Genomic DNA, 13,562 nt, shown 5'->3' on the forward strand with positions numbered 1-13,562 from the left:
CCCGGGGGAAGGGCTGCCGGCCCGTGACCAGTGTTACCTGGTCCACCAAAAGCCTGGCCAGTTTGTTGCCCCCTTGCCCCGGCTTGGAATGGATACTGTGAATAGCATGGTGTCCCTTGGCGCTCGGCCCGCCAGCGGCGTCGGCGTGGAGGCTCACAAAAATATCGGCTCCCCAGCGGTTTGCCATTTGGCACCGCTCGGAAAGACCGACATCCCGGTCGTCCCGCCTGGTCATCAGAACCTCAATGCCCCTTCTTTTTAAGTCTTGCTCTACAAAAAGGGCCACCCTGAGGTTGGTCTCCTTTTCTGGCCGGCCGTTTACCCCCATGGCCCCCGGATCACCCCCGCCATGGCCAGGATCGATACAAACTTTCAACTCAACAACACCTCCTCAAATTGTGGGTTTATTAGAAATTCCAGCCCCAGCCTGTTCTTCGCCGCCGCCTTCATCCCTCGGGACATAAGCCTGTTGCGGGGTAGGCGAGTAACCATATCCGTCATAAAGGTACGGAGATTGATAGGGTGCGGTCTGTCCCCGCCGCCCAAGCGTAGGCCACCCAATCCGTTCAATGGCTTTTTTGGCAATGGCCGCAATGATCGGGTATCCCAAGACAGCGAAAAAATCGACCTGATTTGCGGAGACATCTCCAGCCAGGGCGATTTTTACTCCAACAAAGACATACAGCCCCAGTGATGCAAGGACCGCAAGGTCCTCGATAGTGATCCCATCAGGATCATTCCAAAATCCCCGCATGACCATCACCGCCTGGCCCGTTCAAGTAGCTCGTCAATTTTAGCTTCTTGGCGGGTCATTGTTACCTGGATCAGAGTGGTCAACTGCTCCAGCGCCCGGGTATTGTTCTGGATTACCTCTGACAGTTCTCGATTACCCCGTTGCTTGAACCATTGGGTTACAAGATAGATCAGCCCAGCCACCGTGAAAAACGCAATTCCGTATTGCGCGATATCAGCTCCCGGCACGGGCCTCACCTCCTGGGGCCATCATCATTCCAGTCATCGACATCTCCTCCCTTAGTTAAAACAAAAGCTTCCAGCAGCTTCCGCCGCAAATTATAACTGTTGGCATGGCTTACGTGGCCCAACCATGACTGAATGGTAGCATTGATCTTCTCAAGGTCGATCTGGCCTTCGCGGTATTTCCGCTGGAACGCCTTGAGTTTTCGCTTCATCCTCTTGATGCTCGACTTCCTGACCAATCGATGCGTGGGCCAGATGCGGTATCCAAGGAAGTCTATCCCTTGGCTGATGGGCCAAATGCCGGTTTTGCCATTCAACCGCAGGTCCAGCTTACCGGCAAGAAAGCCCTCAATCTCACGCTTAACTTGCCACAAGTGCCCTTTGTCTCCGCCCAGTATAACAAAATCGTCCATGTAACGAACGTAATAAGGCTCCCGGAGAACCTCCTTCACAAAGTGGTCCAATTGGTCCAGGTAGACATTGGCCCATAACTGAGATGTTAGGTTCCCAATTGGCAGGCCTCTCGGGCAGTCACTACCATCACCCCCGCTATCGATAATCTCGTCAATCAGCCAGAGTGTATCAGGGCAGGCAATGCGCCTCCTGATGATTGCTTTCAGGATAGCATGGTTAATGCTCGGGAAGTATTGCGACACGTCCGCCTTGAGGCAATAAACTGTTTCCCATTTCCGCTGGGCCACCCGCAGGAACTGTGTCACCCGATCCGCGCCGGCATGAATACCCTTTCCGACGCGGCAGGCATAACTATCAGGGATGAACCTTTTCTCGAAAATAGGTTCGATCACATTGCATAGCGCATGCTGGACCACCCGATCTTTGAAAGGCAAGGCGGCAACCTGGCGGGTCTTGGGATCATGCACGTAAAAGCAGCGATATCGCCCAGTTCGGTATGCCTTATAGATCAACTCATTCTGGATTTGGATCAGGTTGCTTTCGAGGTTGAACGAGAATTCGGGCACCTCGTTCTTAAACCTCTTTGTGCGCCTGGCCTTCATGTAAGCCAGCTCAATGTTCTCAAAGTCATAAATTCGTGGATAAAGGTCGGTATACGTTTTTGCTATTGGCATCACCCCCAAAAGGGCGGCAGCCCATGACGGTCGCAACCTACTAGCCACGAGCTGCCTGTTTATGTTTTTTGCCGGCCGGGCTTCCGGCGCGACAGGGACCTGAACTCCTTTGCCTAAAGCACTGGACGTTATCCCAATAGGACCCCGCCTTCTGGCACAGTTAGGCGAAGCGGCGCGGAAGCCGATGTTGATGTTCGTGTTCGACGGCGGATTGTTCAGGTTCAACGCGAACCCCGCCCGGGCATTCGAGCCATTGTTCCAGTTCCCACCACGGAGGGCAGCCCGCACATTGTCAGTCCAGGCCCCAAAAAATTACTTCCTGATGGACTTAAACCATCCGCCTATCATTCGACCGATTTCTTCCAACATGCTGGCCCAAACCTCGTACTTTTTGGGCGACAAGAAACCCAAGCGTCTGGATAGTCGGAGGTAAAACATCAGGACAGCTTTTTCTACGTCCAGTTCTTCAAGCGCATTCTTCTTGTAGTACCGCAAATTAGCCGTGATGATAAGCCGCTGAATGTTGACCATGGACTTCTTCATCTCGGCGGCCAGGGTGTGCTTTTCCGACTTGGGAAACTGTTGCAAGGCCTTATACCCGTAAAGGATCATATCCTCGCATTTCTGGGCGAGAATAAAGGTCCCATCTCTGGGCCGGCCTTGGTTTTCTTTCTGCTCCATACCCTAACAAATCCTTTCGGAACCGAGGCCTCGCTACCGCGAGGCCATCAGATTTTCAGTAATCAGATTTCAGATTTACAGAGACAAAGCGGCGCGGAAGCCGATGGTGATGCTCGTGCCCGACGGCGGATTGTACAGGGTCAACGCGAACCCCGCCCGGGCATACGAGACATTGTTCCAGTACCCACCACGGAGGGCAGCCCGCTGGCCATAATTCCGCAGCCAGAAACCGTCTTTCCATTCCTCATTGCCGCCAGAGGAAACAGTCGCTGGGAGTGCCAGGGCTGCCAGTTCTGCCTCTGTTCTCATCGTCAGAAACTTAGCGAATTGCGAAGCACCATAAGTGGCGTCTGTGGACGTTGGGTTATCATTGCTCATTTGCGGAGATATCTTGGCTATGCCAGTTCCCTGGGCATGGGCAGCAACCGTCGAGCCATTAGCGCCGCGGCTCACAGTGATACTGTTGCCGCTTACTGCAGTTATGGTCAGCTGCTCTGTTTGACACTGGAGCACATCTCCTACAGCAGGGCCAGTGCAACCAGGCCCGTTAACCAGATTGGATATAGTAAACGTGGCCGGGCTGGTTGTATTGTTCAGGCCGGCATCTGCCACCTTGGCGGTCCATCCGCCAGGGATGACGCAGTAATCGGTGATCTGCTGCACCACTGCATCGTTGGCATGGGCGCTGGCCGCCGTGCCGTTCTGGCCGCGCACGCAACCGCTCAGAGTATAGGTGCCGTTGCCATTATTCACGAAGGAACCGTAAATTACGTATTCATCGGTATTTGTCCCCTCGGCCTTAATCAGCACCAGCCCATTGGTGGTCGGCCACAGTTCGGGGCTCTGAACCCCGTCGATCACAATCGCGGTGTCTGTGGCGGTGATGCCGTCGGTATCGTTAATGGCCGCAGTCTTGATAGCTTGGTAGCGGCCGCAGTCGATCACGAAGTCCAGCCACTCCCAAAGACCGATTAGGTCAAAAATGCCGTTAGCCATCCCGTTATGGCTCCAGGAGATAGGGCCGCTTCCCGTTAACACCCTGGAATGGGTTTTGCCATAGCTTGCCGTATAGCTTGCCACAACAGGGTCGGCGATGCCGTAATTCTCCCAATAGTCGGAGTCTCGATAATCCCGGCCCCAGTTGTTGTTCCCGCGCAGATCATGTCCGAGCAGCCTGACCAGGAAGGCAATGGTAGCCCATTCCTTCATCGTGACCATGTGACACGCCCGCCCATTAATCTTCCGGTTCGCACAGGCAGTTTTAGCATTGGTGTGGTCAATATCAGTCCAGGGGACAACCCCCTGCTGAGATACTGCCGCCACCTGACCGGGGGTGTTCGGAGAGGTGGCGCCGCGGCTTATGTTTGTGGCGTCCGGCTGGCTGCTAGGGTATTTGTCGATCAAGAAACCGCCCAGCTTCAGGTCGGCGGCAGGGAAGGCCCCACTATCCCAAAGGCTCGCAGGAACGCGAAACTTTGGGACATAAATCATTTTAGAAACGACTGTAGTGCCGCTTCCATCGCCCTTGGAATTGTGGACAACATCCACCTCGCGAGTGCCGGCGTTAATTCTGTCCCGAAGGGCAGCCAGGGATAACTTACTGATGTTTGCCATTTATGCCACCTCCGGTAAAGAAAATACGGTAATCTGGATATTGTTCAAATCCAGCGGTCGCTCCACCATGGTCATGATGGGCTGACCATGCTCATCAACCTGCCCGGTAGGCTCGTTATCGTACCTGCGCTCAGGCAGGATAGCCTCAGCAAGGAGCCAGTAATGGTCTCTATACAGGTCGGTCGATATGGCACCGTCGGTATCGAGGTAAATCCTAGATGGCCCCCCTTGGTGTTCCGTGAGATCAATAGTCCCCCCAGGGCAATTCCCGCCCGGGAATGCAAAAGGCGCAATCACCAAACGGGCTGGATTGGTCTGGTCGATACTTACTGCCTGATTAGGTTTCGATGGATCGTGTTGGATAATAGCCATCGTCACACACCTCCTATGTGGTCATCTGCCACCGGAAAAGTCCGGTGAAGCCACCCGTGTTATAAACAGTGAAAGCGTTCGCCGCCTTGGTAATGAAAATGTCACCCAGGTCTCCGCCTGTATCGGCAAGCGGGGTAATGTTTACCATGTAAGCCGTATTGCCCAAGTTATGGTTTACGGTAACCCCGCTGGTAGAGGCAAAATTGGCTTCCCCCTGGGATGTTTGGATATTAAGCTGATCAACCTGCTGTTTGAGATAAACATCGTTATTGATCAGGTCCTGGTGGATAGGGTCCCAGGTTTCCGGCGCGGCCGGGTCGGTGGGTTCCAACTTCCTGACGTTGTTCTTGTAAACCGGAGTGCCAGTTAAAACCGCCACATTTCACACCTCCTTAGAATTCTTCATCCCAATCGAACCCTACAGTTTCGCCAGGCTCGATGGTCTTAGTTCCGAATGTTTGAATAGCCACAGCCTTACCGGTCTGGTCTATGAGAGCCGCCTCATTGATGCCAGCGCCGCCCACCTCATCCCCGGTAATATCCACGTGGTAGCGCACCGTGGTGGAAACCGGGAAAGTATGGTTTGCCACTGCCTTACGGATGATCTCCGAAGTTAATGCTGTAGCGTTCGGGTTGGGCGCCACACCGGCTCCGCCGCCTACACCAAAGGCAATGTGTGTTATTTTTGGCAAAGAGGCATCACCGGCGTGGGCTTTCGCCATTGCCTCCCGGCCATAGACAGTCGTTACAACATTCAACTTACCAACCCCCTTTCAATTACAATCCCATCTCGCCATTTGACCCATACCAGGCGGTGGGTTTCCATCGTTTTGCCCAATTTCCACGTCCCGTCAAGCTGCCTGTGTTCGACCTCAAGGGGAACTTCACCGTACCCGGCGAGATAATGACGCGGTGTCGTTACGACCTTTCCATCCAGGAACCTTGCAAAGTTCAGGGACCAGGCACTATTCAAAAGCAAACTGCCAGCCAGGTACCCTTCATAGCCGATAGTAGCAGCACCGCTCAAGAACCATCTGCTGTCCTGGACCTCATAATCAAGGTTAAACCGCCCGTCCAGCCTATACCTGGCGTCCTGGTAGTCGGGGGAAACACTCATGGCCCTGATCTCGCCCATCTTTCGCGGCACCAAGAAATTGTAATGCGTCTTATGGTTTGTCCGCCCATTCGCCAGTGTCCACCCGGATAGCCCAGGGATGGGGGCGATGGATACCGAGGCATTTAATCTGAAATTACCGTTTATACTCCTGTTAAGCCTGTCCAGCCTGCGAATACTGGATGGCATGCCGGACTTTACAGGCACATGCCAGGTCACGATGCGATCATGGACCACGGCCATCCTTGAAAGGATGGCAAGTATCAGACTGAACGCCAGGTGCGCCGGGCGGGCCTCCTCAATAGCCGCCAGAATTCCCGGCACGTTTGCGTCGGCCTCGGCTGCCAGGATGGCCACAAATCGGTATTCGCTCGCATGCTCTACCAAATCCACCCGGCCAGATTTCACAAATGACTTGATCACATTGAGAATGTCATACCGCTTGGCTGAGGAAAAACTCCGTAGTTTAGCCAAAACCCGCGCCCTTCTGGTTTCCAGCGAATCCTGCGTATTTGTGGGCAGACCACACATTTCCTCCCAGTACCGCAGCCCCCAAGTTGCTGTAGAAGCAGTTAACTGGGCCTCAATATCAGCGAGAATGGTGTCCAAGTCATCCAGTTCTATCCCTTTGGCCTCAATGTGAGCCTGAAACACCCGGCTTGCCTCGTAATACCTGGGGGAGTTAGCCATCATCTCTTTGCCATGAGTAGATGTCATCATGTCAATGAAATCACTCCCTTCACTGCCTTGGCATCTTCGGCCACAGCCACATTACCGGCCCCGCCATTAACCAAGAGGTTCGAATAGTCAGCTACGCCCGGCGTGTCATAAACAGCGTTGGCGATGGCGGCATAACGTACATCCTCACCGATCTTTAGGCCCTTGAGTAGCGTGTCAATGGTGGCCTCTACACTGGCCCGGACCGACGCCGGGTCATATCCTGCCGCATATGTCAGAGTGGCGGTGACGTTTATAGACACCGTAGTCGGAGCCGTGACGGTTACGCTCGCCCCAATTGGTGCCCGACCTTCGCCCATCCCAGGGGCAGGAGAGATATAATCCTGCACCTGCTGCACCAGGGTGGAATTCGGCGGTGCTCCTGTGCTATCCACGATTACCACCTTTACAGTGCCCGGGCCATTCCAAAGCGGGATGCAGATAGCATCGCCGACTCCCGCCACCTCTTTGACCCACCGGATGTAATCGTTCTTGTTTCCGGTGTCCGGTGGCCGCTGGACCTGCTCAAGGTAGCGAGAAATCAAATCATCGTCGCTTTCTTGCAAAGCCCCGCCGCTGGTGGCCTCCAGATTGCTTACAGCCGTGACCCCGGCGATTGGGACCATAAGCTGATTAATTGCTCCGGCTGGAACATTCCCCTCAGCGCCAGCGTCAACCGCCTCGATGTTCACCAGTACCGTCCCGCCAGCCCCAATGCTGGCCTGGGCCGTAGAAACAAACTCTATTGCTGGCGTTCCAGTGGACAAGTCGGCTGTTGTAGAAAAACGGGTACCTGCCGGGATGGCGGTGGCAGGTGCACCCGTAACCTGCACTTGCCCTATGGCTTTAACCGCAGATTTTCGCGTTACCCCACGGTCGGCGGCCCGGGCGTCAACGTAGTTCCCATAGCTGTATTGGATAAAGGCCCGCTTAAGGATTTCCCTGGCCTCCAGCTTCATCTGGACCACCTCAGCCGCCACCGGCGCCAGGGCATCCCAGAGATATGACCCCTCGGAAACGTCAAGATCAGAAGGAAGGCGGGCAATCATCCTGGACATGATCTGTTCTTCGGTTTCGTCCTGAAGGAAGTCAGGTAGCACAATAGCAGACAATTAACTCACCCCCTGCGCTTGGCCGGAGACTTGCACCTGCTCCCCTTGGGCCGTCGTAACCGTACAGGTGAAGTAGACTGCGTCATCCTGCCAATCGAATGTGAAATCCCCTACGGTGGCCGTGCGAGAGTCAACCATAAGCGCCTCGGTAACCATCCGCTTAATCTCGCTTTCATTTCCGGCCCGGGTAAGATTGCGGCGCAATAGGTCCTCAAATTCCTGCCCGTAATTCCGCGAATAAATGGGATGACGGTACCGTGGGGTACGTAAGGTTTTGTTAGCCCACTGACGATAGGCCTCGGCGCCATCCGCTTTCACCACCTTATTAGTAGGGGATAGAACAAAATCTCCTTTATCGAAGTTAAAAACAAAAGACCCGCCAAACTTCACTTGGCTGGTCTGTGTTTCCTCCAGTGTTTCCGTTACCTGTTCAGTTGGAAAGAGAGAAGGCATTTAACTCACCACCTTGCTGATCACAATAAAATCCTGCCCTCCATTCACCGGGAGTACCAGCACCCGGTCGCCAGGTTTTAGACCCGCTTTTAGGTTGAGGTGGCACTTTACTGTGGCGGTCGGATCGCCCACGCCCTGTACATTGAAATCCAGTCTGGTCAGGCTGGAATATTGGGTACTCCCAGGGATGTCGCTGCCGTCCGTATTAACGGGGGCAGCCGTCTTTATAACCCGTGAGGCTTGCGGGAGTTCAATCTTTAACTCCCAATCGGCAACCAGGTAATCCTTAATCTCGTGGCGGAAGCGATCCAGCTTCAGTGCCATGGTCTGGGTGATGGTGCCCAATTCGGCCGGCAGGGAGGAAGCAACCCGGCACGCGGGCCCGGCTGCCCGCTGTTCAATCATGCCCGCCAGTTCTTTATACGGGTCCGCTGGCATAATACCGCCTCCTTACATAAGCCTCGGATACCAGTTCTATGGTCATATGGCCCGGGCTGCCGAGATTATGCCGGGCAGATGTAACCAGGAGGTCCATGCCGTTAAGCTGGACCTTATCGCCAGCACGGATGGTGTTAATATCCAATGCCGTAACTGTAATGGTCTCCTGAATGCCGGACAGTTGCTCTTTCGCCGCTTGTTTCGCGTCCGCGGCGGTGGTGATCTTCGGGTCCTGGATCACCTTTTGGAGAGTGCCATACTTCGCCGTTTCGCCTTTCTCCAGTGCGAGAACGGGCGACCGGCCTTCTTCCGGCGCAGACCCCAGAACCTTTACCTGGGTCACCGCTCCTTCAAGGGAGCGCCGCTGGTTGATTTCCTCGGTGTTCTGGTCGGCTTCCATGACCCACACTGTCTGGTTACTCCCCAGTGACACCAGGTCCAGAGTGGTGCCTGTCATTCTGGGACGGAACATCCCGCCGCCTTTGCTCACAGTCTCCTTCAAATCAGCGAGCAACATGTTGTAGATAGGCTGCGCCCGGTAAACCGCCTTTGCCAGGGCCACGCCGGTGTCAGCTACTTGCCCCAGGGCGATACCCCAGTCTGCCGCGTATTGTTTGAGCCGCTGGGTAGCTGTCTGGCCTGCAGGAAGCAGGTATTCATCTTCACTCCGCGCCAAGTAGATGCTCCGGTCATACACGGTGGCCGTGAGGTGCTTCTGCCCCCTAGTGACCGAATCGCACTCCCAGATAACCCCGTTCAATAAGACCACCATAGTATTACCACCGAAGGGTACGCCGCTCACGCGCATGGCCTGGCCTGGAGCGATGCCCGGAAAGTCTGGGGTGATCGCCATCACCACGGTAGCCCGGGCGGCAATCTCGTCCAGGCTTTCCTCAATGGTGATACTTTCAACGATCTCCCGGAGGAACCACTTATCCGCCAAGACCACCTCATAGGGTACAAGACCAGGATTGATCATGTAGGCATCACCAACCTCTGGCCGGGAATTATTAGATTTGGGTTACTCCCAATGGTAGCTTTGTTGTTGGCATATATATTTTCCCACTGCGAGCCGTCGCCCAACTGGAGCTTTGCGATTTTCCAGAGCGTGTCTCCAGACTTAACCTCATAGACCTTCGGGACCGGCTTGGTGTCGGCCCGGGGCGTGGCCGGAGTAGCTGTGCCTCCCTGGGATGCGGCCTGAGCTTGGGCGGCAGTCCTGACTTTTACCTCCCGCCACTGCCGCATGGACAGCTCATAGTAGATATCTCCCGGTTCTCCGCCTACATAACGGTGGGTGATGCGGGCGATGAGCACCAGCATGTTAATAGACGTTTCCGTGATCAGTAGGCGGATCGGTTTCCCATTTGTCTGCCATTCAATCAGCCGTCCCAGGGCTTCCTCCGGGGTGGGGATACTCGCATACTGGCAGTAGCTCCGGTCATAATCCCGCGGGAAAAACGAGCTAAAAGAAATCCCCGTGCGCTCGTCGCCTACGGGGAAATCCACATCTCCGATATTTATGATTGAAACCGTCTCGATCTTCTTTGCTCCCTCGACCGTTACCTCGCCCGGGTTGACCGGGAAGTGCAGGTCCTGGCCGTCAGGGGAAAGGAGGTAAAAATCCATATGCATCACTCCGATTATTAAGAAGCCAGCACTCACTTCGTTTTAATGAGCTTAATATAAACCCAGCTTACCTTTGAGGTTTTGCCTTCATTCACGGCCCGCCAATCTTCACTATTCACCCTGATTTCATATTCTCTCAATGGCGAACCGTAATCCACATATGAAAATAATCGTGTCTCCGGGGTGTCTCCTTCTCCGGTAACAGAAGCCTTGCTAAACCCCATGTCCTGCAATAGCTGCATAATATCATCCGGCACATCAGTAATCGCATAACCAGTGCTGCTTGCGAACTTGTATTCTTTAAGTGGGGTAATGTCTATGGATATTGGCTTATCCAAAAACAGCTTTATTTCTAACTCGAAGGCTGGCAGAGCATATTTAACTATCCGCTCATCCGATTTTGCCGTTTTTTCTTCGGCAGGTTTCCCCAGTATCTGGACAATGCCCTTATAATCCTGGCTCAAAAGCTCCGGTATGTTTATGCCCTTATCCTTTTGCTCGCTTTGAGCGGTCTTGTCGGTGGTTGCTTCTTCCGTCGTTTTACCAGGCTTGGGTTGCTCAACCACCACTTGGTTATTGACTGGTTCAACGGAAGGGGTAGAGGTTGGGGAAGGGGCGGGGGATGTTGTAGTCACTTTCTCATCCCTCACCACCTGTTGTCCCGCTTTGTATCCAGCTTTGTATCCATCGGGTACTGACGAGACCCCCATAACCACACCAACCACGAACAGGGCCAGAGAGACAGCCCCTACCGTCCAAATCCTTTTCTTGGTCCACCCCCGCTTAAAGAGGAACTGAACAATCAGCATGACCAGGGCAACGACCACCCCGGCCATACCCAAAAGCGCAATCAATCCTGCTAATACGCCCATGTAGCACACCTCCGTTAATTAATTATGCTACATTTCGCTATTTGAGCAGGAAAATCCTACTAACCGGGCAGATTGTAGAAAATGGTCTTCAATTTCGCCGCGATGACGGCCGCAATTTGGTCAGCCGACTGGTCAAGGTCCTCACGGGCTTGAACCGTTATCTGTCCCACCAGGCCGGCCAGGTCAAAGTTAAGGTTGATCGTTGGAGCGCCCATGCCTGCGCCCGCGACAACCACTGGAGCCGTAAACCCGCCGAATTCGAACTGTTGCACGCCCAACCTGCGGCCGGTTTCTCGCCATAGCTCCAGAGCCCGCGGCCTCATACGAGCTGAAAGTGGTATGATAGCCTCCGGGCCAGCCTCGGCAACCAGGCCCAGGTGGGGACGGGTGAGAATGCCGCCAAAAGCGTGCTTTGCAACATTCAGGCCTTCGCCTGATCCAGCTTCATATCCGGCTGAAAAGCTAGACTTTACCCTGTCCCAGATATTGCCTGCCCAGTCCTTGAAGCTGTCAAGCCAACCGCTGATTTTGTCCTTTAACCCCTTTGCGTACTCCGGTATTTTTTCAGTCACAAAGGCAGTCACACTATCCCATAGTCCGGTAAAGAACTCAGGGACTTTTTGGGTGAAGAATTCATCCGCCTTCTCGTAAGCCCATGTCGCCCAGGTTGGTATGGTCTCTGTAAAAAAACCATACACGGAATCCCATAGGCCAGTGAAGAACGCCGGGACTGAAACGGTAAAGAAGTTTACCGCCGTGTTGTATGCACCGGTCGCCCAAGCAGGGATTGTTTGAGTGAAAAAGTTCCCTACTGATGCCCAGAAGTTGTTCCATGCCGGCACGATTGTTCCCGTCCACCAGGCTGGAATGCTTTGTGTAAAGAAGTTACCAACAGAACTCCACAAATTATCCCAACCTTGCGGAAGCGTTTGGGTGAAGAATTTCTTAACAGCACCAGCAGCATAACCTATAGCATATGGTACCTGAACCGTTAAAAAGTTTGGAACTGTTTTCGTGAAAAACTCACCGATAGAGTCTCCGATTTTTGTTCCAAAGTTAGAGATCGCAGTTCCAGCCCTGCTTGCTGCACTTGGTATTGTTTTTGTGAAGAAGTCCGGCAGCGTTTCCGTGAAAAATCCGCCTATCGCTTTGCCGGTATTTTTACCCCATGCCGTTATGGCATCTTTCTTGGCGAACAGCCATTTTGTAACCGATTCGCCGCCGATGGCCCCGGCAATACCACCGCCAAGCCCGCCGATTGCCCCGCCAATGACGGTACCAACGCCGGGAGCAATCAGAGTACCCATGGCAGCACCTGCCTTTGCTCCCAGAGAGGCTCCGGCCAGGCCGCCAGCAAGTCGTCCGCCGACTTTCATTCCCGTCTGCAATCGTTCTTCTGGACGAGCAAACGCAACCTCTGCCGCTCCTGTGGCTAAGGTAAGGGGAACGGCCCATCGTGATAAGCGTGATAAGAAGTTCCCGACCTTGCCAAACTTGCCGATGTAGCGCATGGGTGCCCAGCCGCCGCCCACGGTCCTGGCGGCCGTTCCCGCTTCCCTGAATGCCTCAACTTCCTGCGACCCAGGCAGGAAGCCGCGATAGCGATATATTTGTTCGGGAGTACCAGGGATTACCGTTCGCTTGATTGGCTCCAGTGCTCGCTTACTGGCCGGGTTGACGAACCACTCCCGTAGTAATTGCCCGAGATTGAACCCCCTGGATGCCGCTGTCGTGGTGGCTGCTGTTTCCGCCGCGGCTTCCGCCGCAACGCCTGCGCCAGCCGCCGCTCCACGCCCCAGGATGCGCCCGCCAAGGCCGATGGCCCATTTGCCTAGCCGGAAAACCGGTCCGAGCAATGCACTACCTGCACCAATCGCAAGCACGTCTGCTAGGACTGCGCTACCAATGTTCTCGGCGGTCGGCTTCTTAAGTGCCTCGAGGTTTAACTTGCCCAGGCCTTTCAGGGCTTCGGTGACACCCATCTTAATACCCGTGAAAAGGAACCCGCCGATCTCCCGACCGACGGCAACAATCTTATCCCGTCCGCCAGAATCCAGCCAATCCTTGATACCGGCGGAGATGTCGTCGATGATAAATTTCACCTTACCCCAGAAGTCTAGCTTTTGAAACTTCGGGTCATCCAGGATGCGGCCCAGACGGGTGAATGCTCTCTCAAAAAAGCTCAGGAAACGCTCGGCGCCCTCTTGTCCAAAGCGCATAAGTAAGTCTTTCCATCGTTCAACCGTATCCTTGTTGCCATCAAACCAAGCGACTATTTTGTCAAGCCTTGGCTTCATGGCTTCCAGCATGCCCATTCCGGCTTTGCGGAATAGGGATTTTACAGTGTCGGTGATGGTAGAAAGGCGACCTATTGCGGTTTGGCTGAGTTTGTCAGCCCCGCCAGCAAATTTGCTCTCGGCCTCAGTCAGGAACCCGGCGAATCCGCCAATGGCGTCCATCTGCTCTTTTGAGAACTTCATGTTGAATTCTTTCA

The 13,562-nt window shown here is 54.3% G+C and carries 17 protein-coding genes; all 17 read right to left on the reverse strand.

The window, feature by feature from the left end; all coding sequences use genetic code 11:
• A partial coding sequence (locus HPY81_10890) for an N-acetylmuramoyl-L-alanine amidase (GenBank protein NPV27910.1) occupies window positions 1–376 on the reverse strand: 376 nt, incomplete at its 3' end.
• A gap of 15 nt (window positions 377–391) precedes the next feature.
• Window positions 392–754 (reverse strand): hypothetical protein, encoded by a 363-nt coding sequence (locus tag HPY81_10895; GenBank protein NPV27911.1) that lies wholly within the window; start codon window positions 752–754, stop codon window positions 392–394.
• Between the two features lie 5 nt (window positions 755–759).
• Window positions 760–981, reverse strand: a complete 222-nt coding sequence (locus HPY81_10900; GenBank protein ID NPV27912.1) for a hypothetical protein — start codon at window positions 979–981, stop codon at window positions 760–762.
• A 5-nt stretch (window positions 982–986) separates the two neighbouring features.
• Entirely contained in the window at window positions 987–2,060 is a 1,074-nt protein-coding gene (locus HPY81_10905; GenBank protein ID NPV27913.1) for an RNA-dependent DNA polymerase, read from the reverse strand.
• A 318-nt stretch (window positions 2,061–2,378) separates the two neighbouring features.
• Window positions 2,379–2,747, reverse strand: coding sequence for a diversity-generating retroelement protein Avd (gene avd, locus HPY81_10910; GenBank protein ID NPV27914.1), 369 nt, complete (start codon window positions 2,745–2,747; stop codon window positions 2,379–2,381).
• A gap of 75 nt (window positions 2,748–2,822) precedes the next feature.
• Window positions 2,823–4,361 carry a hypothetical protein gene (locus HPY81_10915; GenBank protein NPV27915.1) on the reverse strand — a complete coding sequence of 513 codons (1,539 nt, stop codon included), beginning with the start codon at window positions 4,359–4,361 and terminating at the stop codon, window positions 2,823–2,825.
• Window positions 4,362–4,733, reverse strand: a complete 372-nt coding sequence (locus HPY81_10920; GenBank protein ID NPV27916.1) for a hypothetical protein — start codon at window positions 4,731–4,733, stop codon at window positions 4,362–4,364.
• Between the two features lie 13 nt (window positions 4,734–4,746).
• A complete protein-coding gene (locus HPY81_10925; protein NPV27917.1) occupies window positions 4,747–5,112 on the reverse strand; it encodes a hypothetical protein in 366 nt (121 codons plus the stop codon).
• A gap of 13 nt (window positions 5,113–5,125) precedes the next feature.
• On the reverse strand, window positions 5,126–5,491 hold the full coding sequence (locus tag HPY81_10930) for a hypothetical protein (GenBank protein ID NPV27918.1): 366 nt from the start codon (window positions 5,489–5,491) through the stop codon (window positions 5,126–5,128).
• The gene (locus HPY81_10935) at window positions 5,488–6,567 is read right to left on the reverse strand and encodes a DUF2313 domain-containing protein (protein NPV27919.1); all 1,080 of its coding nucleotides are present in this window, start codon (window positions 6,565–6,567) and stop codon (window positions 5,488–5,490) included. The genes HPY81_10930 and HPY81_10935 overlap by 4 nt, the downstream gene beginning before the upstream one ends.
• Window positions 6,564–7,676, reverse strand: a complete 1,113-nt coding sequence (locus tag HPY81_10940) for a baseplate J/gp47 family protein (GenBank protein NPV27920.1) — start codon at window positions 7,674–7,676, stop codon at window positions 6,564–6,566. Before HPY81_10940 ends, HPY81_10935 begins: the two co-directional genes overlap by 4 nt.
• Entirely contained in the window at window positions 7,677–8,129 is a 453-nt protein-coding gene (locus tag HPY81_10945) for a DUF2634 domain-containing protein (protein ID NPV27921.1), read from the reverse strand. It lies immediately after the preceding gene.
• Window positions 8,130–8,567: a DUF2577 family protein gene (locus HPY81_10950; protein NPV27922.1), complete on the reverse strand. Its 438-nt coding sequence runs from the start codon at window positions 8,565–8,567 to the stop codon at window positions 8,130–8,132.
• Window positions 8,548–9,546 carry a phage portal protein gene (locus tag HPY81_10955; GenBank protein NPV27923.1) on the reverse strand — a complete coding sequence of 333 codons (999 nt, stop codon included), beginning with the start codon at window positions 9,544–9,546 and terminating at the stop codon, window positions 8,548–8,550. The genes HPY81_10950 and HPY81_10955 overlap by 20 nt, the downstream gene beginning before the upstream one ends.
• Window positions 9,543–10,196: a LysM peptidoglycan-binding domain-containing protein gene (locus HPY81_10960; GenBank protein NPV27924.1), complete on the reverse strand. Its 654-nt coding sequence runs from the start codon at window positions 10,194–10,196 to the stop codon at window positions 9,543–9,545. Before HPY81_10960 ends, HPY81_10955 begins: the two co-directional genes overlap by 4 nt.
• A 32-nt stretch (window positions 10,197–10,228) precedes the next feature.
• A complete protein-coding gene (locus tag HPY81_10965; GenBank protein NPV27925.1) occupies window positions 10,229–11,068 on the reverse strand; it encodes a hypothetical protein in 840 nt (279 codons plus the stop codon).
• Window positions 11,069–11,127: 59 nt separating this feature from the next.
• Window positions 11,128–13,562 (reverse strand): hypothetical protein (locus tag HPY81_10970; GenBank protein ID NPV27926.1); only part of this gene is annotated, 2,435 nt, incomplete at its 5' end.

The sequence above is a fragment of the Bacillota bacterium genome (assembly GCA_013178045.1).
In the GTDB taxonomy this organism is placed as follows: Bacteria; Bacillota; Ch66; order Ch66; family Ch66; genus Ch66.